Annotated in this window: 24 protein-coding genes; 13 read left to right on the plus strand and 11 right to left on the minus strand. The window is 52.6% G+C overall.

The window, feature by feature from the left end; all coding sequences use genetic code 11:
* Positions 1 to 361: 361 nt before the first annotated feature.
* The 9 genes from SACSAC_RS24300 to SACSAC_RS24340 form a co-directional block, all read right to left on the minus strand.
* Positions 362 to 2,797 (minus strand): ABC transporter ATP-binding protein/permease, encoded by a 2,436-nt coding sequence (locus SACSAC_RS24300; RefSeq protein ID WP_051507378.1) that lies wholly within the window; start codon positions 2,795 to 2,797, stop codon positions 362 to 364.
* 117 nt (positions 2,798 to 2,914) lie between these two features.
* Positions 2,915 to 3,607: a response regulator transcription factor gene (locus SACSAC_RS24305; protein WP_037291031.1), complete on the minus strand. Its 693-nt coding sequence runs from the start codon at positions 3,605 to 3,607 to the stop codon at positions 2,915 to 2,917.
* Complete coding sequence (locus tag SACSAC_RS24310) at positions 3,585 to 5,039, minus strand: sensor histidine kinase (protein ID WP_051507379.1); 1,455 nt, start codon at positions 5,037 to 5,039, stop codon at positions 3,585 to 3,587. Before SACSAC_RS24310 ends, SACSAC_RS24305 begins: the two co-directional genes overlap by 23 nt.
* 187 nt (positions 5,040 to 5,226) lie before the next feature.
* The gene (locus SACSAC_RS24315; protein ID WP_037291032.1) at positions 5,227 to 6,027 is read right to left on the minus strand and encodes a formate/nitrite transporter family protein; all 801 of its coding nucleotides are present in this window, start codon (positions 6,025 to 6,027) and stop codon (positions 5,227 to 5,229) included.
* Positions 6,028 to 6,226: 199 nt separating this feature from the next.
* Positions 6,227 to 6,799 (minus strand): imm11 family protein, encoded by a 573-nt coding sequence (locus SACSAC_RS24320; protein ID WP_037291033.1) that lies wholly within the window; start codon positions 6,797 to 6,799, stop codon positions 6,227 to 6,229.
* A gap of 124 nt (positions 6,800 to 6,923) precedes the next feature.
* Positions 6,924 to 8,192 (minus strand): MFS transporter, encoded by a 1,269-nt coding sequence (locus SACSAC_RS24325; protein WP_156951090.1) that lies wholly within the window; start codon positions 8,190 to 8,192, stop codon positions 6,924 to 6,926.
* Positions 8,193 to 8,466: 274 nt separating this feature from the next.
* Positions 8,467 to 9,207, minus strand: coding sequence for a type 1 glutamine amidotransferase (locus SACSAC_RS24330; RefSeq protein ID WP_245608692.1), 741 nt, complete (start codon positions 9,205 to 9,207; stop codon positions 8,467 to 8,469).
* Between the two features lie 277 nt (positions 9,208 to 9,484).
* A complete protein-coding gene (locus SACSAC_RS24335; protein WP_037291036.1) occupies positions 9,485 to 9,928 on the minus strand; it encodes a DUF6376 family protein in 444 nt (147 codons plus the stop codon).
* Positions 9,929 to 10,039: 111 nt separating this feature from the next.
* Positions 10,040 to 11,017, minus strand: a complete 978-nt coding sequence (locus SACSAC_RS24340; protein ID WP_037291037.1) for an AraC family transcriptional regulator — start codon at positions 11,015 to 11,017, stop codon at positions 10,040 to 10,042.
* Between the two features lie 210 nt (positions 11,018 to 11,227).
* On the opposite strand from SACSAC_RS24340, the gene SACSAC_RS24345 reads away from it, so the two are divergent.
* The 11 genes from SACSAC_RS24345 (at position 11,228) to SACSAC_RS24395 (ending at position 20,732) form a co-directional block, all read left to right on the plus strand.
* A complete protein-coding gene (locus SACSAC_RS24345; protein WP_051507381.1) occupies positions 11,228 to 12,184 on the plus strand; it encodes a GNAT family N-acetyltransferase in 957 nt (318 codons plus the stop codon).
* A gap of 139 nt (positions 12,185 to 12,323) precedes the next feature.
* The gene (locus SACSAC_RS24350; RefSeq protein WP_245608693.1) at positions 12,324 to 12,875 is read left to right on the plus strand and encodes a GNAT family N-acetyltransferase; all 552 of its coding nucleotides are present in this window, start codon (positions 12,324 to 12,326) and stop codon (positions 12,873 to 12,875) included.
* Entirely contained in the window at positions 12,872 to 14,038 is a 1,167-nt protein-coding gene (locus tag SACSAC_RS24355; RefSeq protein WP_051507382.1) for a GNAT family N-acetyltransferase, read from the plus strand. The genes SACSAC_RS24350 and SACSAC_RS24355 overlap by 4 nt, the downstream gene beginning before the upstream one ends.
* Positions 14,035 to 15,522 (plus strand): amidase family protein, encoded by a 1,488-nt coding sequence (locus SACSAC_RS24360; RefSeq protein WP_051507383.1) that lies wholly within the window; start codon positions 14,035 to 14,037, stop codon positions 15,520 to 15,522. The genes SACSAC_RS24355 and SACSAC_RS24360 overlap by 4 nt, the downstream gene beginning before the upstream one ends.
* 43 nt (positions 15,523 to 15,565) lie before the next feature.
* A complete protein-coding gene (locus tag SACSAC_RS24365) occupies positions 15,566 to 16,300 on the plus strand; it encodes a GNAT family N-acetyltransferase (protein ID WP_037291039.1) in 735 nt (244 codons plus the stop codon).
* 145 nt (positions 16,301 to 16,445) lie between these two features.
* Positions 16,446 to 16,940, plus strand: coding sequence for a GNAT family N-acetyltransferase (locus SACSAC_RS24370; protein ID WP_245608694.1), 495 nt, complete (start codon positions 16,446 to 16,448; stop codon positions 16,938 to 16,940).
* A gap of 49 nt (positions 16,941 to 16,989) precedes the next feature.
* The gene (locus SACSAC_RS24375; protein WP_037291042.1) at positions 16,990 to 17,454 is read left to right on the plus strand and encodes a GNAT family N-acetyltransferase; all 465 of its coding nucleotides are present in this window, start codon (positions 16,990 to 16,992) and stop codon (positions 17,452 to 17,454) included.
* Positions 17,451 to 17,972, plus strand: coding sequence for a GNAT family N-acetyltransferase (locus SACSAC_RS24380; protein WP_037291043.1), 522 nt, complete (start codon positions 17,451 to 17,453; stop codon positions 17,970 to 17,972). The genes SACSAC_RS24375 and SACSAC_RS24380 overlap by 4 nt, the downstream gene beginning before the upstream one ends.
* 58 nt (positions 17,973 to 18,030) lie before the next feature.
* Positions 18,031 to 18,726, plus strand: a complete 696-nt coding sequence (locus tag SACSAC_RS24385; RefSeq protein WP_037291044.1) for a hypothetical protein — start codon at positions 18,031 to 18,033, stop codon at positions 18,724 to 18,726.
* Positions 18,716 to 19,510, plus strand: coding sequence for an AAC(3) family N-acetyltransferase (locus tag SACSAC_RS24390; RefSeq protein ID WP_037291045.1), 795 nt, complete (start codon positions 18,716 to 18,718; stop codon positions 19,508 to 19,510). The genes SACSAC_RS24385 and SACSAC_RS24390 overlap by 11 nt, the downstream gene beginning before the upstream one ends.
* A 46-nt stretch (positions 19,511 to 19,556) precedes the next feature.
* The gene (locus SACSAC_RS24395) at positions 19,557 to 20,732 is read left to right on the plus strand and encodes a phosphotransferase enzyme family protein (protein WP_051507384.1); all 1,176 of its coding nucleotides are present in this window, start codon (positions 19,557 to 19,559) and stop codon (positions 20,730 to 20,732) included.
* A gap of 149 nt (positions 20,733 to 20,881) precedes the next feature.
* On the opposite strand, the gene SACSAC_RS24400 is transcribed toward SACSAC_RS24395, so the two are convergent.
* Entirely contained in the window at positions 20,882 to 21,526 is a 645-nt protein-coding gene (locus SACSAC_RS24400) for a hypothetical protein (protein WP_051507385.1), read from the minus strand.
* A gap of 368 nt (positions 21,527 to 21,894) precedes the next feature.
* Here SACSAC_RS24400 and SACSAC_RS24405 point away from each other — a divergent pair, with 368 nt between their 5' ends.
* Positions 21,895 to 23,910: a S9 family peptidase gene (locus tag SACSAC_RS24405; RefSeq protein WP_037291047.1), complete on the plus strand. Its 2,016-nt coding sequence runs from the start codon at positions 21,895 to 21,897 to the stop codon at positions 23,908 to 23,910.
* Between the two features lie 200 nt (positions 23,911 to 24,110).
* On the plus strand, positions 24,111 to 25,565 hold the full coding sequence (locus SACSAC_RS24410; protein ID WP_037291048.1) for an SIR2 family protein: 1,455 nt from the start codon (positions 24,111 to 24,113) through the stop codon (positions 25,563 to 25,565).
* On the opposite strand, the gene SACSAC_RS24415 is transcribed toward SACSAC_RS24410, so the two are convergent.
* Positions 25,518 to 26,267, minus strand: a complete 750-nt coding sequence (locus SACSAC_RS24415) for a toll/interleukin-1 receptor domain-containing protein (protein WP_037291049.1) — start codon at positions 26,265 to 26,267, stop codon at positions 25,518 to 25,520. The two genes, SACSAC_RS24410 and SACSAC_RS24415, sit on opposite strands and share 48 nt — an antisense overlap.
* Positions 26,268 to 26,449 lie beyond the last annotated feature (182 nt).

The following is a 26,449-nucleotide window of genomic DNA, read 5'->3' on the forward strand; positions in this document are numbered from 1 at the left end:
ATTCTGACCCACACATCGGTAACACATTTCCGCGAAACGAAAAAGCTGCCCCCAAACCGATCTCCGGTTTTTGGAACAGCCCTTTCCTAAACCTATCCACAAAGCCCTGTTCCTTAGTGAAGCTTTAGGCGGAGGGAGAAATTCAGTGAAATACAGGATTTCGAAGAAAACCTGCGGTAACATTCAGCAACATGTTGGCGCCTTTGAACCCGAGGAATTGAAGTTTGAATATAAATTCAAACTTCAATTCCCCGGGTGAGACAGCGCCCTGTGAAGCATTTCGAAGAAATGCACTTCGGAAGCCTATGCTTGTAATTTCTCCCGCAGCCGGCCCTCGCTTCCCCCCCGAACAGGATCTCCCTCACTCCGATCTCAACGCGATAACCGGATCTTTCTTCGTCGCCGCTTTCGCCGGAATCAGTCCCGCGATCAGCGTCAGCAGCATACTGCCGAACACCAACACAATGGCATTAACCGGAGACAATTGAGCCAGATTTTGAATATCGATAATGCCGTTCAGCACCTGGTTAATGACCAGCGTCAACGAGTAGGCAATCCCGATTCCCAGCGCTCCCGCCGTGAAGCCGACGATCAGCGTCTCGGCGTTGAACAGACGGGAAATGTCTTTCTTTCTCGCCCCGATGCTGCGCAGAATTCCGATCTCTTTCGTCCGCTCCAGTACCGAGACGTACGTGATGATCCCGATCATGATCGTCGAGACGACCAAAGAGATGCCCGCAAATCCCGTCAGCACGTACGATACCGTATCCAGCATCGTTTGCACGACCGAGCCGATCATTTCGGACAGGTCCGTGTAAACGACTTGGTCATCACCGGATTTACCGTCGTTATAGGCGTCCAGATAAGCCTTCACTTCTTCTTTTCCCGCAAAATCTTTCGGATAGATGTTGATGCTCGTCGGCTCCGTATCCGCGCCCAACGCCTGCAACCTTGCATCCTTCATCGCATCTTCGGCGAAAGGAGCACCCGATACGACATCGCGGTCCGAGTCCTGCTGCGCCGCGGCGATCGCCGAAGTCGAAGCGTTCTCGGTTACGGATTCCGTCAACGCAGGCGTATAAACCACTCCCTCCGACAACAAGCCGCCGGACGACGAGCTATCCGGCTTCAAGCGCAAAATGCCGGTTACGGTCAGCTCGGTCCCTTCGTTTCCGTCATACAACGTTTCATACCCCGCCGCACTCGCGGGAGCGAACAAGCCGCCTGCATCCTCCGTATAATAAGCGTCGTTCGGAATCACTTTGAGCAGCGGTTTGCCGATAAAATCGGTCAATTTGAAATCGGTCTCGCCCGCGCTCAACCCGAGTTTTTCCAAAAAGGCTTTGTCGACTTCGTTATACGAGTTCACCACGATCGCCACTTCGTTCGCGGCGCTCGGGTAACGGCTGCCGTCTCCGATCAGATCGTACATGGAGAGAACGTAACCCTCGTCTCCCGACAATTCCGACCAATAGGTCGGCGCGCTGCTGCCCATTCCCGCCGGCATCGAAGCGGCTGCCCCGCCTGCCGACGAAGAGGTCTCGAACTTGACGACATCGTCGCCGCCTTTGGCAAGCACGTTCATCTCCACGCCGCTGCTGTACGAAACGGCATTGACCGCTTCCGGCAGTTCCTGCTTAAGCTTGGCGATATAATCGAAATATTCCGGCGTCAGCGTATTCACGTGCAATTCGGCTTCCGCAGCGTCTTCAGCTACGCGAAGCACGTCGCCGTCCGGGAACTCGCCTTCGCCCGAACCTCCTCCGCCTGTCAATTCGTCGGGCGGACCGGTCGGAGCGACGATCTGCTGGGGGCCTTTGGTAACCGTGATCGGGAATCCGGCCAACGTCTCCGCTTGCAGCGTCGTGATGTAGTTGGACAATCCGTTCGACAGAGCCAGCACCAGCGCCACGCCGATAATCCCGATACTGCCCGCGAAAGCGGTAATCAGCGTACGGCCTTTTTTGGTCAATAGATTACGGAACGAGAGCGACGTCGCCGTTCCCAGGGACATCGAGGTTTTGCCCACGTTCAGCTTGCCTCCGTCCGCATCTTTCGCTGCCGCGTTCGGCAAAACCGCGACTTCTTCCGCATGTTCGCCGCGTTCGGCGTCGCTCATGATCGGGCGGCTGTCGGACAACACTTCCCCGTCGCGCAAATGGATGATCCGGCTGCTATACTCTTCCGCCAGATCGCCGTTATGCGTAACCATAATGACCAATTTCGTTTTCGAAATCTCGCGCAAAATATCCATGACCTGCACGCTCGTATGACTATCCAGCGCGCCCGTCGGCTCGTCCGCCAAGATGATGTCCGGGTCCGTCACGATCGCACGGGCGATCGCCACGCGCTGCATTTGTCCGCCTGACAGTTGGTTGGGACGCTTATTCAGCTTGTCGCCGAGACCGACCGATTCCAGCGCTTTTTTCGCTTTTTCCCGGCGTTCCGATACGGAGATGCCGGACAGCGTCATGGCGATCTCCACGTTCTGCAAAATGGTCTGGTGGCCGATCAGGTTATAGTTCTGGAACACGAAGCCGATCGAACGGTTGCGGTACGCATCCCAGTCCTTGTCTTTAAAATGCTTCGTCGATTTGCCGCCCAGCGTCAGATCGCCTTCGTCGTAGCGATCCAACCCGCCGATGATGTTGAGCAGCGTCGTTTTGCCGCAGCCCGACGGTCCGAGAATCGAGACGAATTCGCTCGATCTGAACTCAAGCGACACCCCTTTTAACGCATGCACGACTTCCCCGCTATGATACGATTTCTTGATATCCGTTAATCTCAGTTTCGACAATTGTTTTCCTCCTCTTTCCTTCCTCAACCTTATGCGTTCAGCATAACAAGGCCAGTTAAACAAGAAGGCAGGCAAAGGTAAACAAAAGGTAAACCGATGGTTAACAGTTGCTTATTTCTATAATTTGAACCGGTACCCGGCGCCCCATACGGTCTGAATATAATCGGGAGATTGCGGATCGGCTTCCACCTTTTCACGTAAGCGATTAATATGTACGGCTACCGTCTTCAGATCGCCGATCGCGTCCATGCCCCAAATTTGTTCGTAGATTTGCTCTTTGCTGAACACGATGTACGGATTGGACACCAACAGAAGCAGCAGCTCGAATTCTTTGTTTTTAAACTCGATCTCGCGTTCGCGCACGAATACCCGGCGGGTCAGCGGATTGATCCGGATCGGCCCCGCTTTCACTTCGCGTTTGGCGTCCGGCTCCTGGTTTCGCGTCAAGCGTTCGTACTGCGCCAGGTTCGATTTGACGCGGGCGATCAGCTCGGTTGGGGAAAAAGGTTTGGCAATATAATCGTCCGCGCCGAGTCCCAACCCGCGCACCTTATCCGAGATTTCATGCCGAGCCGTGACCATGAGAATCGGGATATCGGTCTTTTCGCGCACCGCCCGGCATAGCTCGTATCCGTTCATGCCCGGCAGCATCAGATCCAGCAGGATCATGTCGTACTCGCCCGTATTGGCCAGACGCAGCCCTTCGTGCCCGTCCGGTGCGATATCCGTTGCAAAGCCTTCAATCTCCAAAAAGTCCCTCTCGATCTCCGCGATCGACATATCGTCTTCAATAATCAGAATTTTTTTCATGACCGTCTTCCACTCCCTTTTCTTTCGGCAACACCATTCGAATGCTCAATCCGCCCGCCGGAGCCCGATGCGCGCTGATATGTCCGCCAAGCCGCTCGATGACTTTGCTGGAAATCGCAAGCCCCAGGCCGCTGCCCAGCTCTGTCCGCTTTCTCGAATCGTCGCTCCGGTAAAAGACGTCGAACAACCGATCCAGCTCGTCCGCTTCGACGCCTGGACCGTTGTCGGTCAAGCGAATCTCGACGGTCTGTTCGCCTTCATTTCCGCTGACGACGACTTGGGCCCGCTGCTTGTCCGTATACTTGAGGCTGTTTTCCAGCACGTTCTGAATCACGTTGCGGAACTGCACCACGTCAATTTTAGCGGCGACATGCGGCAGATTCCCTTCAATCGTGAGATCCAGCCCTTTGGGACGATACTCGGCCGCGAAAACACCGACCAACCGCTCCATCTCGCTGCCCAGATCGACGCGTTCCAGATACAGCGGGAATTCGCCGACATCCAGCTTGGAGAACAAAAATAACTGATTAATAATATGTTCCAGATGTTCGACTTTTCCTTTGATCGTCGCAAAATATTTGGCCTGCATTTGCGGCGTGACGGCGATGCCTTTTTCCAGACCTTCCAAATAGGCTTTGATTGAAGTCAGCGGCGTGCGCAGATCATGCGAAATGCCGGCAATCAGCTCGCGGCGGCTGCTTTCGTTTTTGCGGCGCTCTTCCACCATCTCCGATAATTGGGCGGCCATCTCGTTGAAATCCCGGCACACGTCGGCAAACTCGTCCTGCTTCTCGTGCAAAATCCGATAGGTCAGATTGCCGTCGCGCAGCTGGTGCACCCCTTCGACCAGCGTATCGATTGGTCCCGCGATGCTGCGCACGACGAATCGGGTCAGGAAACGGTTCGTAAAAATCACAATCCCCGTAATCAGCGCCAGCATGAATATCCCCACATACACGGAGCGCTGCGATCTATTCGTCTCGATATTAAAGGACGTATCGGTCAGAGCCAGCGTGTACGGCCCTGCCGGAAAACGATAGATCGCATACCGATCCGTCAGGACGACAGAAGACGCGGATTGCGGCGCACCGATATCCGCCGGCAAGGCGACCGACGAATCCGGCGGATATAGGCGCTGTCCTTCCGAATATAACGAAGCCTGAACGCCCGACTCTCGGCGCTCCCGGTTGAAGTCGCCCAGGATCTGCTCAAGCTGCTGCATGTCCGTTGTCGCAGCCAATTGATTCGATAGCTTTTCCGCTTGGTTCATCCGATTCTGAAGCTGTTCCCCGTTGCTCATAGGAGGGCCTCCGCGAAAGCCGGTAACGCCTTGATAGATCAACAGCATGCAGATCGCAGTGACGATCACCAGCAAAATCGGCAGAATCAGCATGAGAATATTCGATAGGTAGAGACGGCGTTTGACGCTCATTCGCATTCTTTCCTTTCTTGTCTCTTGCTTTCCTTTTGAGTGTAACGCAACCTTGGGCAAAAGACGAATAAGGCCGCGACGCCTGCAACGTTTGTTTTCGATCCGCGCGCCGCCGTCCGTTTTTCCGCACGCAAAAGAACGGGAAAGCGCCTCGGCGACTCTCCCGTTCTTCCTTTTTCCCAACCGATTATTTCTGATTCAGCTTGTCTTCTTCATCCAAAAACGGCTTGTTGACCACGTAATACATGAAGCCCATCAGACCGACGCCGCCGACCAGATTGCCGAGCGTCACCGGAATCAGATTGTGCACGACGCCCGCCATCGAAATCTCCGCAGGGTGGTCAACCACCAGCGCGATTGCGAACGTGCACATGTTGGCGATACTGTGCTCGTAGCCCGAGATGAAGAAGCAGAAGACGAACAGCATCATCGCGAACATTTTCGCTCCGTTTTCCTTCATGAACATCGGAACGAAGAACGCCATGCAGACCAACCAGTTACACAAAATCGCGCGGAAGAAAAGCTCGCTCGTCGGCGCTTCCATCTTGTGCTGCACCACGTTGAGCAGGAAACCGTTGATATCGGGCGAAGCGAACAATCCCGTCAGGAAGATGAAGCCCGCGAAAAAGGCCGCCCCGATGATATTGCCGATGTAGCTCGTGATCCATAGCTTGACCACTTCGATCCATCTCAGCTTTTTGCGCAGCGCCGCGTACGTGTAGTAGAAAGTATTGCCCGTAAACAAATCGCCGCCGCCGTAGGAGATCAGGATGATCGCCGCGCCGAACGTGATCGCCGCCATCGGATACGTGAGCGGGGAATGTTCCAAGTAGAAGAAACTGCCTGTCCGGAACGCCACGATGACGCCGAAGCCGATGAACATGCTTGCCAGGACCGAGCGCAGGATGTAGCGGACGACGCTTTGCTTGTAGATCTTGTGCTTTTTGAGTGCCAGTAATTCAACATTTTTGAGCGCTTCTGTTTCCATGTCGACCTCCGCTTTCGCCTGAGTTTTGTAGAGACTGTAGCCGAGCTACCACGGACTGGGAAATGGGAAAAAGTTCCGCCGATGCGATTGATTTATGCTTAACACGTCCGTTTGCCTTTGAATCATCTCCTCATTGTAACGGAGAGAAGCGGCGGCGGGTATGGGGAAGAAGGATTATTTTGAATTTTAATAGTACAAATTATAGCGGCGTGACATTTAGCTTTATTTGATGCTTTTTGCAGATTTCGTAGAACTCGCTTGAGATGATGGGCTTTAACGCGAGGACATGCGCCAGCATGAAAAACTCGCGGCCGTCCACTTTTTCGGCGTCCAAATAGGCTTTGAATATAACTTTGATCAGTTTTCGGGGCGGCTCGTGCACGGAAGCGGCAATGACCGCTTTGCGGCCATAGTCCGAACGTTCGTAGTCGAAACAATCGATCTCACCCGGAAGGTGCGCGATCCAATAGATTCGTTCGACCGGACGGCCGTTGTGATAGCGCAGGGTTGCCGGAATGAATTGAATGTCCGTTTTTTGCTGCTCCAATAAAGCCTTGAACGCGTCCGATACGATCTTGGCTCCGCCGGTGGTATGAAAGTAGTCGTTTTTGAGATTGCGAATGCTCGAATCCAGCAGGACCTCGGCGACCGTATCGACAGGTAAAAGGGTGTGGATCTGACTGTAATAGGTCTCTAGTTCAGGCATGAAGGTTAAGCTGCCGTCCACGTATCCGCTTTTCGGCAGCTGGGATTCTAAGAAATAATAGTTCATGCGTTTGATCGCTCCTTTCTGCCTGATTCCGTTGTGTTTATTATAAAGAACTTGAATGCAGCAAAAAAGCCGCCTTGCCCGGAAAGGCAAAGCGGCTTAACGCTCATTCGTTTAAAAGGAAATCCTATGCCTGCGCCAATTCCGAAGCCGGCTTCGCCTGACGCTCCTTCGCGTACACGATATACGTCAACAAACTCAGCAGCGCGATCCCGGCCATCATCCATTGCACATAGGAAGGCGGCAGCGCGTCGAGCATGCGTCCTGCCGTGACGGAGAACAATCCCCCGCCGACCGCGCAGCCCGCCATCAAGATGCTGGTGTTGCGCGCGATATTTCGCGGCATCAATGTCTTCGCATAGACGAGCGTGACGACGTAGAGACCCGACAGCGTCAGACCCAGCAAGACGATTAGCGCATAGCCGATAGCCGCGTTACGATTGACCGCAAACAGCGATAGCAGCACGATCATCCCGCCCCAATGGATAAACAGGTATTTGCGATATCCCAGCTTCTCCGCTTCGTATCCCGCGAACATCCGACCCGCGATCATCGCAGCCCAGAACACCGTTACGCTGATCGGAGCCGTAGCCGCGTCCGCCATCCCTGTCTCCAACATTAGCGAAGGCAGATAGTTAACTAAGCCGATATCCGTCGCTCCATAGAAGAAGAACAACAAGATGAAGGCGGGCAGCATCAACGCGCCCGGCGCCCGAAGAATGCGTTTCTTGCTTGCGGACGGGTGATTGGTTGCAGCGGCAGCCACAACAGCGCCCACCGGACCGGATGAAGCCGCACCGGCCGGAACTGCATGTGGCACTTCGGCTTTAAATGCCGGTTTGAACAGCGGTTCGGCGTCTCCGAAGCGAACGAACCGGACAAACAGTGACAGGAATATGCAGTACGCCGCAATACCGAACAGCGCATAATTCCAGAACCCGCTCACGATCAGCATGCCGATCACCAATGGAAGAATCAGCGAACCCACGCCGAAAGCAACTTCCAATCGGCTCATTGCGATCGCCGCATTGGATTGCAAGCCTTCCAAAATGACGGCGGCGATGACCGACTCGATAATGCCGCCCAGGAAACCTGCCAAGGCGAACCCGACTAACAGCAGCGGCCACGACGGCAGGAACGCGATTAGCAGATACGAAGCCGCAACGCCCCAGGCTCCGATATGCAGCATCGTCTTTTTGGACATCCGGTTCGCGAGCCACGGTTGAATCAACATGCCGAAGATCGAAGCGCCAAATTCAATGAAGATCAGTGCGCCGGCATCCGTGTACACACGGTCATACAGCGGCAGCAGCACCGTAATAATCGAAGCGACAGTAACTTTGATGAAACCCATGAGGAGATAAAACAGGCTCCCCATCCAGACTAACTTTTTCAAACGTCGTTCAGTCCTCCTTCAGCTTCTTGCACCTGTAACTTTAAAATAAAGAACGATTTAACTCCATGACCGTCTTTCATATCCAGATCTTACCCAGCTTACCGAAAACGGTTTATATTCAAGTCGAAGGTATTCCTCTTCTTATCCATCTTTTTCGGCCGGACACAAAAAAACGGTCGATTCGGGATCTCCGGATCGACCTCTTCTCATGAAAGATTATACCGAAAATTACTGGTCGGTACAGAGGTTTTCAAGAAAAATATTGTAATAATTTTTAAACTTTCTGAACAGGACTCATATCCGCGAAAGCATTCAGAATTCCACGCAGCATAGCAAAAGATTCCACCGTTCGTTCGCTCTCTTGTACAATGTCCGCCGAGCGTTGAATCGAAGGGGTATCCGGCTTCAAATCGCTCTCCCAAACATCCAGCATGGTGTTGATGCAAGGCGACGAAGTCTCCAAGTGGAACTGCACCGCAAGCACGTGCTCGCCCCATGCGTAAGCCTGATTCGCACAATATTCGGAACCTGCGAGCAAAGTCGCGCCCGGCGGCAGATCGAATGTGTCCCCGTGCCATTGCAGCGAACGGAAGCTGTCCGGCAACGCGGCCAACGCGGGATGTGCTTCATTATTACGATGAATGGTATGCCAGCCGATCTCCTTCAGAGAATGCGGATAGGCACGGCCGCCGAGCAGTTCGGCCAGCATTTGCGCACCGAAACAAATCCCGAAGACTTTGATCTCACGGTCGATTGCTTGTTTGACAAAAGCTTTTTCCGGCGCAAGCCAAGGGTATTGATCCTCTTCATACGCGCTGGTCGGCGAACCTCCGATGATGAGCAGATCCGTGTCGTCCAGAAGCAACGGATCAAGCGGTTGTTGCGTCGGGTTCAAGATCGTCAGGCGATGGCCTTCCGACTCGGCCCAGCCTGTAAATACGGCAGGGTCATCGAAATCGAAATGTTTGAGCAGAATCACGTTCATCGGCAATCGCCCTTTCTGTTTTCTGCTCATTATAGAGAGTTGAACCTGACGCCGACAAGGGATTCGGGAAGGTTATAAATTAATGGTGGTTTCGTGCAAACAGCTGCGGGTTGTGCGGAGTTGTCGGGGGTTGAGATGCCTTATTTGCGGGGAAGCGTGGGGGTGGCTGCGGGAGAAATTCGTGAAAGACGCTGTCTCACTTCGTTCAAAGGCGTCTTTCACTGAATTTCTCCCTTCGCCACCTGGCGCTTCCACGTAAATCGGGCTTCTCAACGGCAGGAGTGAGTAAGAAGATTTAAACTTATTTTTATTGCCCCAACTGCTGCACCTGATCCATCAGGCCTTGGATGTCTTGGATGGTTTGCATGACCTGGGAATTTTGGAGCAGTTCGGGCGTGAACTCGCCGGCTTCGATGCGTTGTTGAATCTCGTCGATCTGGGTGTTCAGCGTTTCGTTATATCCGGTCAGCTGTTGATGGATGCCTTGTGCGAATTCAGGGACTTCAGATTGGGCGAATTCGGATGCGCGTTGCTGCACCTGGTCCAGTTCTTGCTTCAGCTGTTCTTGAGCTTGCGGGTCGGTTGCAGCGTCTTGGGCCATTTGCGGCAGGTCTTGCGCCCATTGCGAAGCGTCATTGATATACGCGACCGCGTCGCTTGTATAATTGACGGAACGTCCGACCTCCTCGACCGCCGAACAACCGGCAAGGGGAACGGCGAACAGGGTTAGGGCTAAAATGATCTTTTTCATGCGATATGCACTCTCCTCTTGGAAGTTTGTGCGTTACATACTCCGCCGAAGCGCCCCAGGTTTCGGATTACATCATGATAAATGGATGAAAAATCTTTCATGATTGCGCTATTAACGCTCGCGATCCCGAATCGGCAGATATAGATCCGCTTCGCAGTAGTCCTCTCTCGCAAGCGCCGCATCGATATATTCGAAGTGATGACCGTGTGCCTGTTCGTACGGGGAGCGCATAATCCATTCGTCCATGTAGTTCCAAATATCGTTAAGCTGGTGAATGGTCAGGTTTTCGGGATGAAAGCGTCCAATGTACGTGAACACCGCATATTTGCCTGCCGGAATGATCGCGGTATCCCAATCACGATCCAATCCTTCTAATGAAGAAACCTCCGCAGAGGTCAAATAATCCGTCGCTTTCGGCGAACATTCCGGAGGGTACAAGGTCAGTCCGATGTAGACGCTCGGCTTCAGCTTATGCGGAATCTTCCCGTGCTCACCGTAGAAAAAGGAGACGCCGTGCGCGTTCGCCGTATAGCGCTCGAAGTTTTCCGCGATCGGAATGGTCGCTCTTCGCCCGGCGTACAGGCTGCGCGGCTTCATCACGAAAGTCGGCTCGAATACGACGCCTTCCCGGATCTCTTTGAGCACGGACGTATCGTATCGCTCGACCAGCCGGATCTCTGAGGTGCCTCGGCGAAATTGCGCAGGCGTCACACCGAACTGCCTTTTAAAAGCGCGAATATACGATTGCTCGTGGTCGAAACCGTAGGCCAGCGCCGTGTCCAGCACGGTTGCCCCGCTTCGTTGTTCGAACAAATCATGCGCGCTTGCGGACAGTTTGCGGGCGCGAATATATTCCATCAGCGGCAGACCCGTCGCGGCGCGCATCAAACGGTGCAGATGGAATTTGGACAAATGGACATGCTCCGCCAATTCGTCCAACACGATCTTGTCCGCCAGTCTGCGCTCCACCTCTCCGAGTACGCGTTCGATCGTATGGATCGTATCGCTTCCGCCAATCAAAGTCCGCTCGGCGGTCAGTTTCTCGATTTCCTTGTTCGTTTCCGGGTACTGCTGCGATCTCTCGTTCATTTGGTCTTCTCTCTTCCGTCCCGGCCTGATCGTTTCCAGACTCCGTCATTTCTTCTATCCTAACAAAAAAAGGAGAGCGCGTCAGCCGTAAGCTTCCACCTATTGAAAGCGTTCTATCATAAGATGCGCAAGATCGGTTCATTTCTTCCTCCTCTGCTTGTTGCATACTAAAATCAGGCAGAATACTTGCCGGAAAGGTAGGTTTTTCCCATGAACTCTCTTATTGATCGAAACGATTCGAATTCTACGTTCTCTATCCGAAATTTTCGCGAAAGCGACTTCCCGGCACTCGGTGCCTTTCATAATCAAACCGCAGAAGGGAAACGCGTCATCTTCTGGTGGGTAGGCAGTCAAGATAATTGGCCGAATGTCTACTGCGCTTTTGACGGAGACGCGATGATTGCCAAAGGCCAAGTCGAGACGTTCAGCGTCGTGCCCGAAAATGCCGATCCGTCCGTCAAACATCGCATCTTTTTCAATATCAAAACGCTGCCCGCATATGAGAAAGACACTGCCCTGCTCAGCGCCATGTACGATACGATGCACGCCCGGGCGCTGGAGTTGAAGGCCGGCCTTCCGGCTTCGCACGACACCTTGCTTTGCTTTGGCAACTTTGCGGAAGAGACGGACAATACCGCCTTTTTCGCAGGACGACCGGAATTTTTCCTGTTAAAAAAACAATATCGCATGTGTCGTGATCTGAACGAATATACCGATAACGAGCTTCCGCAACCGGAACTGCCCACAGGCTTCGAATGGCAAACTTTCGATACGCTGACTGCCCAACAAGCAGACGACTATCTGGCCTTGGATCTGGAAATCTGGCCGGAGACGCCGCTCGGCGCGGAACGGTTGGCCGACCTCGCAGCACGAGATCAGTGGCGGCTGTTGCAAATTCATAACCAAGGACGCCCGGTGGCGAGCCTGATGTATTGGATTGCCGACAACGAGACCGGCGAGATCGAAGAGGTGCTGGTTCGCGAACCGTATCGCAGACAAGGCCTGGCTTCGGCGCTGTTGGCGCGGGCGCTGCATGAAATCCATGGCCGCGGCTGCGAAGATGCCGAACTCGACGTGGAAGCGATGAACGAAAACGCGCTGAGCGTCTACAAATCGGCAGGCTTCGAGATCGAGACCGAAGAGCACCGCTACGCGACCGAGCTTTAAAAAAACAAAATTGAACGCGGGCGCGTATTCGAATCTCGAAGACGCGCCCTGCTGCGGATGCGGATATCCTTTTGATTAGGCGAGTCGGAGAACGACTTGCTTTGGACCTTGGTCCGCGCCCCGACAAGGAGAGATGGTCGTGCACCCTTTTACTATTGAATGCGACAGCATCCTGCTGCGCGAATTTCTGCCCGAAGATTTGGACGACTTTTGCGCCATAACGGCAGAACCGCATATTCGCGAGTTTTTGCCGGATTGGGAAGTCGATCGGGAGACCCGCCGCCTTTGGCTGCGCGATTACGAGATCCCGGGCAACCGGGCCTTTTTGGAAAACGCGAAAAAAGCCGGACGGATCGACGCTCACACGCTTCGGCTGGCGGTGATCGAACGCTCTAGCGGACGATTCGTCGGCTGGTGCTGCACGGGGCTCAAAGACGAGCTCCCTGTTCCCAATCGCGAAATCGTGTACGGGTTATCAGCGGATTGCCTGGGAAAAGGCTACATGACGCAGGCCGTTACCGCCCTTACCGATTGGCTGTTTGCCAACACCGATACGAACGTCATTCACGGTTTCGCCAAGCCCGACAATATCGCGTCCAACCGCGTACTGCAAAAATGCGGCTTCGAGGACCTGGGCGAGGTTAAGCTGGAAGACGGCGTGTACAAGCATTATGCAAGGAGGAACAGATGAACGAACATCCGATATGCGATCCCGACGATTCCTCAAAGTCGAAAGAGCTTCGGCTTCAACAGGCATCGCTCCAAGACGCGGAAGAAATTCGTTGGCTGATGATCGAAGTCGAAGCCGACGAGAAGCGGCGATGGTACACGGGCGACGAACGCCCTTTTATTCCCGGCTTCGACTCCGTCCATATGCAGCGCTATCACGCCCGCACGGGCCGTTACGACAAGATTATGTATCAGGGAACGTTGGCCGGGGTGGTACTCGTATCCACGACGGGTCGCGAACATGCGAGAATTGATCGTTTGTATCTGCGTCCGAGCTGCCAGGGGGCCGGAATCGGTTCTCTCGTTCTGGATCTGATCGAACGAAAATATCCGCAGGTTACCGACTGGTCGCTGGACAGCATCCGAAACAGTCCGCGCAACCTGCACTTTTACGAAAAAAACGGGTATGTTCGCAGCGGTGAAGACGAAGCCTATGTGTATTACGTGAAAAAGAGAGCGGTAAACAGCGAGTCGCTGGACCGACCTGATTCGAGGAGAGAAGCGTTGACCGAAAACGAACACAAAACAACGATTTCCGCTGCGACGAACCCCGAGCTTGTCGCAAACCGTTCCTTTACAAAAGCCGACTTCCGCGATTGCGACCTAACCGACACCGACTTTATGGGCTGTAATCTGTCCCGGTCTTCTTACTCCCGCCTGCATATGGCCGAAGCGTCGTTCTCGGATTGCAATCTGTCGAAATGCAAGATCACCAACGCGAATCTTCGCGGCATGACAATCGGCGATTCCACGTTGGACGAGGCCGAAATCTGCCATGCGTCGCTGAACGGCATTTATATTCACGATGTCCACGTTGATGAGACCCCTCCTTTGCTGGAACGTTGCGAGCTGCCGCTAACCAAGATGACTGACTGTAATCTTTCTTATTCCGCACTGCAAAACGTACGTCTGAGTGAAGCTTCGTTAACGAATGTTAGCTTAAAAAATGCTGAGGTACACGGGAGCGATTGGCGCGGAATGTCTGTACACAGTACCGATCTATCGAACGCTTCTTTCGCTGGATGCAAGTACGCAGGCATGAGTATAGAAGGCATTCCCGTACTGGAACTGTTGGCGCTATACCGTTCAACTCGAAACGCGAATCCGAAGGAGATTGACATATGACCTTGTTGCAAAAGGATACCTCCTGGCTTTTATCCGCCGCAATCGGCGAGCTGCAAAACCTGCTGGAACAAAACAAGCTGACATCGCGAGAGTTGGTTCTGCTTTATTTCAAGCGGATCGCCATGCTGGACCGGGAAGGTCCGCAGCTGCGCTCCGTATTGGAGCTGAACCCCGATGCGCTCGGGATTGCCGATTTGCTGGATGCCGAGCGCCTGCAAGGAAAAATTCGCGGGCCGCTGCACGGCATCCCCATTCTGGTCAAAGACAATATCGATACGGCGGACGGCATGCACACCAGCGCCGGTTCTTTAGCTCTAGCCGATCATTATGCGCAGGCGGATGCGTTTGCCGTGCAAAAGTTGCGTGAGGCCGGCGCGATCTTGCTCGGTAAAACCAATATGACCGAATGGGCCAACCTCATGTCTCCTACTATGTTTGCCGGTTACTGTTCGCGCGGCGGACAAACGTTAAACCCCTACGGACCGAGCGAGCTTTTCGTCGGCGGCTCCAGCTCGGGCTCAGCCGTCGCGGTTGCCGCAGGCTTGGCCGCTGCATCGCTCGGTACCGAAACCAACGCTTCCGTGCTAAGCCCTGCTTGTCAAAACTCGCTAGTCGGAATTAAGCCCACAGTCGGATTGGTATCGAGATCCGGCGTTATCCCGGTCTCTTTCACCCAGGATACGATCGGCACGTTTGGTAAAACGGTCACGGATGCCGCACTTCTGCTTCAAGCAATCAGCGGCTCCGATCCTGACGATCCCGTGACAGGAGGCAGTTCCGTTCATATGAAGCCCGACTACTCGCAAAGCTTGAAGAGCACTGATTTAACCGGCATCGCGATCGGCATTCCGCGCGACGCATACTTCGACGACATTGATCCGGAAGAAGCCGAGTTGGCCGAAAAAGCAATCGCAGCGCTTGTTCAATGCGGAGCCAAGATCGTCGATCACGCCAACATCCCTTCCGCACGCGAAGATTGGGATTACGGCGTTGCCTGGTTGGAGCTGAAAACCTCGCTAAACCGTTATTTGGCCAAACTGCCCTCCCATCTTCCGGTCCACTCCCTGAAAGACGTGATCCGCTTCAATCTGGAACACGCGGATCAGGCGCTCAAATACGGGCAGGAGTTATTCGTTCATGCGGACGAACATAGCGGGACGTTGACGGAACCGCAGTATTTAAACAGTCTGCTTAGTAATCTGGAACGTTCGCGCGTGCGCGGTATCGACGCCGCGCTAAAGGAACACAAGTTGGACGCGCTCTTATTCCCCGGTTATCAGGGAGCGGATATCGCGGCGCGGGCGGGTTACCCATCCGTTGTCGTTCCGGCAGGATATACGCAAAAAGGCAAACCTGTCGGCGTCCAATTCACCGGGACTGCTTTTTCCGAAGCGATGCTGATTCGGATTGCGCATGTTTTTGAACAACAGACGAAGCATCGCGTCCCGCCTGAATGCGACAAAAGCGGGCAAGCGTCGGTTTAGCATCTTCACGATCCATGACTGACAAGAAAAAGGAGCGATTCTTATGTTTGAACCTACTTCTTCATTCCCTGCTTTTTCCGAAAAGGTTAACCGGTATTGGCTGCCCGATCGTGATCGTCCGCAGCCCGGACAATACCGCATCATCGTCGATCAAGAGCTTCCGCCGTCCCGAGGCGTCATGCTGCTTGATCCAGTCGGATCGGGAGGCTTTCTCTCTATGCTGCCGCAAATGGCGCAGCGAGCCGGATTAAGGCCCGGCAGCGAACCGGATAAACAGACGATTTTTGAAGCGTTGCAGCTTGCGGGCATCGAATTGAACGGAGCGGACCATCTGTTTTATTTTTCGGATGCGGAACAAAAGCTTCTGCCTCACGAAAACTTCCCGGCTTCGGTTCGACAGTTGACGTCCGAAGATGCCGACGCTTTCGCAGCTTTCGTCTCGGACGCGCCGGAAGACGATATGGATGAAGCGTTCGTCGAGCTGGATCATTGGCTCGTGCTCGGCTGCTTCGTCGACAACCGACTGGTATCGGCAGCCAGCATGTATCCGTGGAGCGGAACCGCCTTCGCGGACCTGGGCGTGATCACGCTGCCGCAGTTCCGAGGTCAAGGCTTCGGAAATCAGACGGTACGGGCAATCAGCGCACAGGCGTTACGGCTGGGCTATGAACCCCAATATCGTTGCCAGCCGTATAATCTCTCTTCTATCCGATTGGCCCAAGCTTCCGGATTCTCGTTATTCGCGGCCTGGGACGTGATCAAATTGGACGAAGAATAAAAATCCATATAAACGCAATCGGCGCGCCCAACGATGATGACGGCTCCGGCTTGCGGCTTAGGAGGAACCAAGCATAACAACACGAACAAACGAGACGGCTCCGAAGCGCCCTGCTATTGTTTTTCGCAAGATGGGCCTTGACGATGTGGACCATCTCGCTCACATCGACCGTTCGGAATGGATCGAGCAAATTTGCCGGATTGAAGACGGACAAGAAAGCTGGATCGAAACCGGGCAGGAATGTCCGGCTTGGGACGCTATACAGCTTGAAGAACTTCAGTCTCGCTTATGCTCCGAGTTGGAAAACGGAGGATTAGCGATGGGTGCTTACGACGGCGATCGCTTGGCGGGCTTCGGTTTGCTGGGACATCGTAGAATCGGACCTCAAAACGATACGATGCCCATTGATCTGATGTACGTCGGACGGCCTTACCGCCGACGCGGAATCGGTACGCGCTTGATGCAACTACTGAGCCGCGAAGCGTCCGCACGCCATGCGAAATTTTTGTACATTTCATCGACAGAAAGCAGTTCGGCTGTCGGATTTTATCGCAGTCTGGGCAGTGAAAATACGATGGAACCCGATCCGGAAATGTTGAGGAAAGAACCGTTCGATATTCATATGGTACGACCGCTATAGCCATCGAAGATTCTCTTGCGATCAAGCGGTATGCCCGAAAGGAGCTTTTATGATCCGTTTGGCAGAACTTCATCGAGATAACTGGGAAGTCTGTGCGGCTCTACGCGTAACGCCGGAGCAGAGCGACTTCATCGCTTCGAACCTGCATTCGATTGCCGAAGCCCAATTTTTGATCGGCTTCTCGAGTTTGGCTATTTACCAGGAAGACATTGCAGTCGGCTATGCCTTATTCGGTCTCGACCCGGATGACGGTATGTACTGGATCTATCGATTGATGATCGACGAACGGTATCAAAATCTCGGTTACGGTTCGACGGCAATTCGGCAAGTGGTCGAAGTCGTTAAGGAAAGGCCCGATCGAACCTCTTTAATCCGGCTGGGCTACCATCCCGATAATGAAGCGGCACGCCGATTGTACGCCAAAGTCGGATTTACAGAAGAAGGCTTGGCTCCTTGGGGCGAAATGATCGCGGCTTATCCGCTGACGGAAAAGAAAGAAGGCATACAGCCATGAATATCGTTGGAGATCGCGTAATCCTAACGGCCGTCGCTCCTGTGGATCTTGATTTCATATGCGATCTCGAATGCGATACTGCAATCTGGTCATTCGAGGAGCATGTAGAATCGGACCGTGAGGCAGTCAAGCGGAAATACGCGGAGCAAGCCGAATCTGCGCATCATCATAACTTCACCATTCGTTTGAAAAAGGGTCCAACATCCCAACCGATCGGTCTGATGCAGATGTGGAGCTATGTCGAGCATCGTCAAAGCTGGGAACTGGGATACGCGCTGCTGCCGGAGTATCGGGGAAACGGTTACGGGAGCGAAGCGGCGAAATTGCTGCTTAACTTCGCCTTTTCAACGTTGAATGCGCATAAAATCGTCGGTATGTGTCACTGTGGCAACCGGGCGTCCTCCAAACTCATGGAAGCGATCGGCATGAGGCGGCAAGGCGTATTCCGACAGGAGTTGTCGATGAACGGAAGCTGGCACGATCAATGGTTTTACGAGATATTGGCAGCAGAACTGTAAAAAGATACGTTCACCAAGCGGCTGGCGTAAGCAAATCACGATTCAAGGAGGATTCGTCATGTATTTGGCCAACAACATCCTTGCTCATGCGCTTCGAAACGTATACTGGGTATTGGGCGGCGCATGCGGCGGTAAAACGACGCTGGCCCAACATTTAAGCCGAAAATACGGCATGTTCCACTACAACGCCGACGAGATGATGTGGCCGCTTAAGCAGCGGGCCTCCCATGCGGAACAGCCCGCGATGGCGCGACACTTCACGGATTGGGAAGAATACTTCGGACGTCCGGCCGACGCGTATGCAAAGTGGCTGCACGATATGGAAGGCGAAGCGTTCGGCATGCACGTCGTCGAATTAATCCGTCTTGGCGCGGACAAGCCGGTCGTGTTCGAAGGCGGAGCTTCCGCTGCGACGATCGCCGCCATCGCGCCGCATCGTCGCGTTGTCTTTTTGGCTCCGGACGAGGACGTTGTCCGGCAAGCGTATTTCGAGCGCGAGGATAAGGACGACATGTATCGGCTCATCAAAACGCTGGCCGAACCGCAAACGATCATAGACAAAATCCGCGGCATGGTGATCGAAGCCAATCATCGCCAACTGCTCGAAGCGCAGCAAGCGGGCCTTGCCGTCTTTCCGCGCGGCATGGACGGATGCCCGGAAGATATGCTGAAGCGCGTCGAACAGCATCTGAGCGGCTTGCGGCCTGATCCGTCGGCTGACGCTTCCGTAGGAGCCGCGTTCAATGGAAACTAGTCGCAACCTGCATACCCGGCAGACGATCGCAAACGATCTGCTCAAGCTCGGCGTCGCTCCGGGCATGACCGTCATCGCCCATACCTCTCTCCGTTCGATCGGCCGGACTGTAGGCGGAGCGGTATCCGTCATTTCGGCGCTCGAAGACGCGATCGGCGAAACCGGAAATCTGGTCATGCCGACGCAGACGGAGCAGCTATGCGAGCCGGACGAATACGACGGAAGCTTGACAGCGGACGAAATCCAGATGATCAAAAACGGCATGCCGCTCTACCATCCCGACCTGACGCCGACGGCCTATATGGGCTTTATCGCAGAGACTTTCCGTAAGCAAAAAGGCGTGCGCCGCAGCGATCATCCCCATATGTCCTTTGCCGCTTGGGGAGCGGACGCGGAAGCAATCGCCGGACATCACCCGCTTCATTACGCGCTAAGCGGGACTTCTCCGCTCGGACGCCTGTACGAACGCGGGGCGCAAATCCTGTTGCTCGGCGCACCGACCGATTCCAATACGTCGCTGCATTTGGCGGAGTACAACCAAAGCAACACTTTCGTCAAACCGAAAATATGGGGCGTCAAAATGCGGATCGACGGCGCGGAACGCTGGACGACCTATACGGATATCAATAATGACTCAGACGATTTCGGCCGGATCTTCGACGATTTCCGGACCGATACCGCCTTGGTTCGCGAAGGACGAATCGGCGACGCCCCAAGCTTTCTTATGCCGCAGCGGGAAATGGTCGATTACGCGCTGGATTGGATGAATCGGAATCGGCGTTGACGCGGCGGCATCGGTCCTCAACCGCATAAAAAGGAGCCTTGCAGCCATGAATCTTTCGAAGTCTCAGTTTGAACATGTAAAAAACGACGAAGAACCGATCGCCAGCCGCTCCGTTTTTCGCTCGGCTTATGTAGAACGCCGCTTGTCCGGCCTTTACGACCTCGGCAAGTGGACCGAATGCCGCTACTGGTTGCGCGGCCTGAACGATACCTACCGCGTCCGCGCGCAGGACGGCGGCGCGTACATGCTGCGGATCTATCGCGCCGAAGTGCGCGAAAGCGATATTGCGTTCGAGCTGGAGCTGCTCGAACGGCTGCAAGCGGAGCTGCTCGGCACGGCAGCGGAAGCTTCGCCTGCCGTGCGGCTTGCGGACGGCAGATTGTTTTCGGCGCTGCCTGCGCCGGAGGGCGTTCGCTTCGCGGCTTTGTTCCGCGAAGCCGAAGGCGCGGAAGACGCGATGCAGGACGAAGCTTCCTGCATCGCGTTCGGGAGGTCCGCCGCCGAGCTTCACGCGGCGATGGACCGGGTATCGCCGCGGACGGCGGGCGGCTTTGGCGCCGTCCGCGGCATCGGCCGCGCGGCGGAAGGCGCGGCCGATGCGGCTGCTTCGGAGCCGCCGGAGCGCGCAACGCGCGCGGTCAGCGGCGAGGCACGCGCCGCCAAGCCCCTGCCGCCGCGCGCGCCGGCGGACGCGGAGGTGCTGCTCCGCGCTCCGCTCCGGATGATCCTCGCCCAGATCGGCGAGGATCATCCGGAGGCGCCTTTCCTGCGCGGCTACGCGCAGGGGCTTGAAGCGGCTGCTTCCGAAGCCGTCTCCGGCGGACTGGATTTCGGCTTGTGCCACGGCGATATGCACGGCAACAATAACGCGTTGCGGCAGGGCGACCGCTTCACGCATTTCGACTTCGAATTTGCCGCGCCGGGCTGGCGGGCATGGGATTTGGCCCAGGTCAAAAATCGCAAACGGCAGCAGTCCGAGCGGATCGAACCGCTTTGGCAAGCCTTTTTGGAAGGCTATCGCTCTATCCGGCCTTTCTCGGCTGTTGACGAAGCAGCCGTGGAAATTTTCAGGCTCGTCCGACGTTTTTGGACGATGGGTTTGGATGCGGAGATTGCGCCGCTGTGCGACGGGGCGCTGGATTTCGGCGAAGACTGGCTCGCCGAGTTCGCGGAAGAATTCCGCCGTCATCCGCTCGGCGAAGTTGCGAATACGACTTTATAGCGGAAAGCGGCGTAACCGACTCGCACCGCGGGTTTGCGCGGTGCTGAAACGTCACATGCAAGACGCGGCGAACAGCCGCGCGACTCCTTACGCAAAAAGGACGGGAAACGCGGCTTCATCGCCGCATCCCGTCCTTTTTTAACCCAAATTCAAATCAATCCTTCCGCCTCGTACACGTCCAGCGCCATGCGAACCACGGTCTCGTCGATACCGGAGCGTCGGGAAATGCGTTTGGCCCAGGTCTCTTCGCCATGCGGCTCGCTTTCTGTAAATAATCCGCGATCGCTGCTGATCTTGGTCTGACCTCGCTCGTATTCCCAGTGCACAACGCGTCCGGTAGTGCAGATATTCATCCTTTTTTCGACCAAAGGCCGCGATAACAGACTCTGCGAAAAAGCCGCCGCTTCCCAAAATTCCGCTTCGCCGACAGGCTCCAGACCAAGCACCGACTGACTTTCTTTCCCGTTTGGGCGGATATAGCGAATCTTTACCTGAACGCCGTCCGAGAAGACCGCAATGCGCGCGCCCGGGAAAAAGCCGGGCAGTTCCGCTTCCGTATAGCCCTCCGCGCCGGGATCGACCAACACAGGCTGAATCCATTGATCGCCGAGGTCGCACAGGTATCGTTTGCCTGCTTTATCTATCGCGATCACCGCGCCGTGCGCTTTTTGGGTTCCGAGATTTTCGCCGACCGGATAGCAAACGATTCCTTCGCTTCGCAGCTCGTCGATCAGCCACAGCGCCAGATCAAAGCAGTTGCCAGATGTCCCATACAGGTCACGTTGTTCCCGCATCAAAGCAACGCTCCTAGGCTTAAATCGATCTCCGCTTGCGTGCAACCAGGCTTTCGTCAGGGTCTCCATTGGAAAGTCGTCGAACCGTTTCCATACTCGCAAAATCTCATCCGTCGCCTTCATCTGCTGTTTGTTTCACCCTTCCGAAAACGTGCATTTGATGTCTTCTTCGTCGATTAATATTGATTCTACGGTATATTTAACCACCAGCCAATGAATCGGAGGTCGCAAAAGAGAGGTTTCTGAAAATAAAAAAGCCCCTCTTATTTTTTACTAACTTCCTTTGCTTGTTACGTTTGCCGATTATTCACGCATCCCGTATCATGAAAGAATACGAAATCGCGACTTATACATAGGAGGCGTAGGCAATGAGTGAAAAACGTGGACTACTTGCGGAAGATTTATATCGTTTTACCTGGGTGGGCGCACCTGACGTATCGAAAGCGGACGGACGCATCGTGTATACGCAGCGGACGGTTAACGAGGCACGCGACGGGTACATCACCCGCATTCGCGCCCTTCTCGCCGACGGAAGCCAAGATATTTTGATGACTTCGGGCGAGCAGGACGCCTCCCCGGCGTGGTCGCCTGACGGTGTTCATTTGGCGTTTACCCGCAAAGACGGCGACAAGCGTCAAATCTGGCTGCTCCCTGCATCCGGCGGCGAAGCCAGCGTGCTGACGAGTCTGCCGAACGGCGTCGGAGCGTTCAGATGGTCGCCGGACAGCTCGAAGCTGCTTGTTTCGTCGCAAGTCGGCGAAAACGATTCCGAAGAGGAAGCGGAAAAGTCGAAAGACAAAGATTCCAAAGATAAGCCGTTGAAGGAGATCGTGATCGACCGTCTGCGCTACAGAGGAGACGGATCGGGGCTGTGGAACGGCAAACGGACGCATTTGTTCGTTGTGGACGCCGTGAGCGGCGAAGCCGAAGCAGTAACATCCGGCGATTTCGACGCGGGCGCTTTCGCTTGGTCGCCGGACGGCTCGAAGATCGCGTTTTCCGCTTATATTCCCGAGGAAGGCGACGACAGCGATCCCGACCTGCTGCTGGTGAGCGATCTGTACGTAGCGGACGCGGACGGCGGCAATCGCCGCAAGCTGACCGATTCGAAATGGACAATCGGACAACCTGCCTTTTCGCCGGACGGTTCGAAAATTGCGTTCTTCGGCAGCGATCGGTCATACCACAATGCGACGCTGAATCGGTTGTACAGTATTCCGGTCGAAGGCGGCGATATTACTTCCCTGGTGACCGATCGCGATCTGTATGTGGGCAACGTGGTGGTCGGCGATATGCGTTCGGGTCTCGGCGCGCCGGAACCGCTGTTCTCCGAGGACGGCAGCTCCGTGTACGCGCTGTTCACGCAACGCGGCAACGCGGGATTGGCACGTTTTGCGGCGGACGGTTCCGGTCATGAAGTGCTGCTGGACGGCGACCGTGACGTGTATCAATTGACTCCGGATCACGCGGGCGGCTTCGTCGTGGCGATCTCCGATCCGTTGAATCCGGGCGATCTGTATCGCTTCTCTCCGGGGACGAAGGAAGAAACGCGGTTGACCGACTCGAACAGCGAATGGTTGAGCGAACATGAACTGAGCGCGCCGGAATCTTTCTGGGTCGAGACGAAAGACGGCTGGAAGGTACAGGCGTGGATCATGAAGCCGGTAGGTTTTGACGATTCGTCTTCGAAAAAAGTGCTGACCATCCTTGAAATCCACGGCGGCCCGCATATGATGTACGGCAATACCTTCATGCACGAGTTCCAGCTGCTGGCTTCCAAAGGCTACGCCGTCATCTTCTCCAACCCGCGCGGCGGTCACGGTTACGGACAAGAGTTCGTTAACGCTTGCCGCGGAGACTACGGCGGAGGCGATTATCGGGACCTAATGGAAACCGTCGACCATGCTTTGGAAAAGTATGCGTTCATCGACGAGTCGCGCCTAGGCGTGACGGGCGGCAGCTACGGCGGCTTCATGACCAACTGGATCGTCGGCCACACGGACCGTTTCAAAGCCGCCGTCACGCAACGCTCGATCTCCAACTGGGTGTCGTTCTACGGCGTCAGCGATATCGGCCCGTACTTCACGGAAGACCAGATCGGCGGCGATGCTTGGCAGGACACCGAACTGCTGTGGAAACACTCGCCGATCGCATACGTGCAGCAGGTTCGTACGCCGATCCTGATCCTGCACGGCGAACAGGATCTACGTTGCCCGATCGAGCAAGGCGAGCAGTATTATATCGCGTTGAAACGACTTGGGCGGAAAACGCGATTGGTTCGTTTCCCTGGGGCGAGCCATGATCTGTCGAGAGGCGGGCATCCATCGCTCAGAGTGGCGCGGTTGTCGCATATTGCGGGGTGGATGGACGAGTATTTGGGGTAAGGCTGGGAGTTAGAAAAAGCACGATTCGAAACCCATTCGAATCGTGCTTTTTTGTTGTTAAATTTCTATATTTTAGTGCTATTTAACAGATGCAAGTTAATGGTATACTGTGGAGGTTGCTAGGTAATTAGGTTTGAAAATGGTTCGATGATTTTTAATAAGTTAGATACTAATAACTATGAATTATTTGGAGGTTAATAATGAGTATAGAAAATAACGAAGTAGCAGATCGTTTACTCAGAGAAACAAAACGAGAACTCAATAGTTTCTTAAATGAGTTTTCTAAACAAACAATAAATAATGAATCTTCATTATTTATTGGATCAGGTGTTTCTCGAAACTCTGGACATGTAACTTGGGGATCTTTATTTGAACCATTGGCTATTGAGTTGGAAATTGAGATTAATGAAAATACTGATCTATATAAAATAGCTCAATATTATGCCAATAAATACACTGACACTAAATTAAGAAAAAAAGTGAATGATGAAATTGATAAGATCAAACCAGGAAATAATGTTTTAAGCGAGTTGATTGATATGAATTTTAATAATATATGGACAACAAATTATGATCCTTTAATTGAACAAGAATTAACCCGTCGTCTCATAAAGCACACTATGATATATAATGAAAAAAATTTAACTAACATCAACAGAAATGAGAAGGTAAACATTTATAAGTTGAATGGTGATATTCGTGATTCAGAAAAAATGATTATAACAAAAAATGATTATGAATGTTATGAAGAGAGCCATTCTTTATTTTTGACATTTTTAAAAAAAGAATTAATTGCAAATACTTTTCTCTTCGTTGGTTACAGTTTTACTGATGCTCTTGTGCTTGACTGCCTCAGTTCGATAAATCGGTTGCTTAACGGAAAAGGTAACACTCATTATGCTGTTATGCTAGTAAACGAAAAAACTAATAGAGAATTTGAGCATATGGTCAATGATCTTAAACACCGATACAACATACAAGTTATTTGTATAACAGAGGATCAAATCATTCCTTTATTAAAAAGTTTAAACAATAAGATCAAAGAAAAAAAAGTATTTATATCTGGTGCATATGACAAAGTTCCAGAATCTGTAGTGACTCAATCTGATGACTTATCTCTTGCTTTGGTGACTTCGTTGTTTAAAAACGAATATAGAATATCTACTGGTGTAGGGAAACGATTAGGCACTTTAATCACAGGATATTCTTACCAATATCTGGCGGAACAAGGGATCCAGAATAAGGAAAACTATCTCTCTATGAGACCTTTCCCATTTCATACGAACCTTTCGGAAGATAAAAAACAAGAGTATAGAATCAACATGCAACATGATTGTAGTGCAGCAATATTTTTATTCGGTCAAAGTAGAAGCACGACTGAAAAAGGCTCTGTTGAAAAAACAGGGCATTATAGCGAAGGTGTTTATCAAGAATTTTTAATTGCAAAAGAACGCAACATGATTATAATTCCGGTTGGAAGCACTGGTTACGAGGCAGAAGTGATCTGGAACGAAGTTAAACAAAATATAAATGAATATCCTTACCTTTCTAAAACAATAGATAATTTAAGAACAGAAAAAGACCCTGAAGCAATAGCAAAACTTATTTTACACATTCTCAGTGAAGCTGCTAATAACAACAGTGCTAACCAATAATAAGAAGAGACTCTCAATCATTAATATATCTCTTAGATCGACTTTTAATGAAAGCTTAGTCTCATTAAATAACTTTTTGAAGCCTGCTGTGTAGTAAGAAGGGATTGTATGCAAATCATAATTAAACTCTATATAACAACAACCCGCATACAATAAAGCTATTCGAGAATTGAAATTTTTTTCATCAAGTTCCAAATAAGATTGAATTAAACTCAAGATAAAAAGATCACATTTTATTGATTTCATTCTTTTTTCTAATGAAATTAAGCTTTGACTTTCATGTTGTATTAGCTCGTCTGATAAAAATTTGCAAATGATATGATTACACGTTGAATAAACGTCAATGGAAGGCAGTATTTCTTTGTAGACTAATTGTTTCATCCATCCGTATTTTTCGGGAACTTCATTTGCAGAAAGATTAAAGAATATTGGAAAAATGTGCATCGAACCATTTAAATATTTATCGTACATTAAATCAATTTCTTCGTTGGCACAATGAGACTGAATTGAATTTGGACTCAAAATTATAATTCCGTACGAAGAATTTTCTACTCCTTCAACAAAATTTTTATAATTACGTTCGTCTCCCAAAAGCATCTGATCACGGTCATACCAGACGGGAATTCGATAATTCCTAATGTGGTAAAGTATCGCTTCCACTATGGCATGACGATCTTTACTTGAAAAACAAAAGAATATCATATAACCCTCCTTGTACATTTGTAATAAGATTGATTTTAAACAACGCAAAACCTCCAAATAATTCATAGTTATTAGGAGGTTTTTTCCTACATTTTCAGCTTATTTCTCGGGTTAAACTTCGACAAAACATTCTTCTTCCTTTTAATTGAAACCTCCGTATAAATCTCCGTCGTACTCACGCT

The organism is Saccharibacillus sacchari DSM 19268 (genome assembly GCF_000585395.1).
GTDB lineage: Bacteria > Bacillota > Bacilli > Paenibacillales > Paenibacillaceae > Saccharibacillus > Saccharibacillus sacchari.

What these genes read in the sequence shown, in the direction of transcription:
- SACSAC_RS24310 (WP_051507379.1), bottom strand. Translation starts at nt 5,039, where the DNA reads ATGAGCGTCAAACGCCGTCTCTACCTATCGAATATTCTCATGCTGATT.
- SACSAC_RS24355 (WP_051507382.1), top strand. Translation starts at nt 12,872, where the DNA reads ATGAACGAACATCCGATATGCGATCCCGACGATTCCTCAAAGTCGAAA.
- SACSAC_RS24405 (WP_037291047.1), top strand. Translation starts at nt 21,895, where the DNA reads ATGAGTGAAAAACGTGGACTACTTGCGGAAGATTTATATCGTTTTACC.
- SACSAC_RS24395 (WP_051507384.1), top strand. Translation starts at nt 19,557, where the DNA reads ATGAATCTTTCGAAGTCTCAGTTTGAACATGTAAAAAACGACGAAGAA.
- SACSAC_RS24305 (WP_037291031.1), bottom strand. Translation starts at nt 3,607, where the DNA reads ATGAAAAAAATTCTGATTATTGAAGACGATATGTCGATCGCGGAGATC.
- SACSAC_RS24410 (WP_037291048.1), top strand. Translation starts at nt 24,111, where the DNA reads ATGAGTATAGAAAATAACGAAGTAGCAGATCGTTTACTCAGAGAAACA.
- SACSAC_RS24390 (WP_037291045.1), top strand. Translation starts at nt 18,716, where the DNA reads ATGGAAACTAGTCGCAACCTGCATACCCGGCAGACGATCGCAAACGAT.
- SACSAC_RS24345 (WP_051507381.1), top strand. Translation starts at nt 11,228, where the DNA reads ATGAACTCTCTTATTGATCGAAACGATTCGAATTCTACGTTCTCTATC.
- SACSAC_RS24380 (WP_037291043.1), top strand. Translation starts at nt 17,451, where the DNA reads ATGAATATCGTTGGAGATCGCGTAATCCTAACGGCCGTCGCTCCTGTG.
- SACSAC_RS24360 (WP_051507383.1), top strand. Translation starts at nt 14,035, where the DNA reads ATGACCTTGTTGCAAAAGGATACCTCCTGGCTTTTATCCGCCGCAATC.
- SACSAC_RS24365 (WP_037291039.1), top strand. Translation starts at nt 15,566, where the DNA reads ATGTTTGAACCTACTTCTTCATTCCCTGCTTTTTCCGAAAAGGTTAAC.
- SACSAC_RS24330 (WP_245608692.1), bottom strand. Translation starts at nt 9,207, where the DNA reads ATGAGCAGAAAACAGAAAGGGCGATTGCCGATGAACGTGATTCTGCTC.
- SACSAC_RS24375 (WP_037291042.1), top strand. Translation starts at nt 16,990, where the DNA reads ATGATCCGTTTGGCAGAACTTCATCGAGATAACTGGGAAGTCTGTGCG.
- SACSAC_RS24320 (WP_037291033.1), bottom strand. Translation starts at nt 6,799, where the DNA reads ATGAACTATTATTTCTTAGAATCCCAGCTGCCGAAAAGCGGATACGTG.
- SACSAC_RS24415 (WP_037291049.1), bottom strand. Translation starts at nt 26,267, where the DNA reads ATGATATTCTTTTGTTTTTCAAGTAAAGATCGTCATGCCATAGTGGAA.
- SACSAC_RS24385 (WP_037291044.1), top strand. Translation starts at nt 18,031, where the DNA reads ATGTATTTGGCCAACAACATCCTTGCTCATGCGCTTCGAAACGTATAC.
- SACSAC_RS24340 (WP_037291037.1), bottom strand. Translation starts at nt 11,017, where the DNA reads ATGAACGAGAGATCGCAGCAGTACCCGGAAACGAACAAGGAAATCGAG.
- SACSAC_RS24315 (WP_037291032.1), bottom strand. Translation starts at nt 6,027, where the DNA reads ATGGAAACAGAAGCGCTCAAAAATGTTGAATTACTGGCACTCAAAAAG.
- SACSAC_RS24400 (WP_051507385.1), bottom strand. Translation starts at nt 21,526, where the DNA reads ATGCGGGAACAACGTGACCTGTATGGGACATCTGGCAACTGCTTTGAT.
- SACSAC_RS24335 (WP_037291036.1), bottom strand. Translation starts at nt 9,928, where the DNA reads ATGAAAAAGATCATTTTAGCCCTAACCCTGTTCGCCGTTCCCCTTGCC.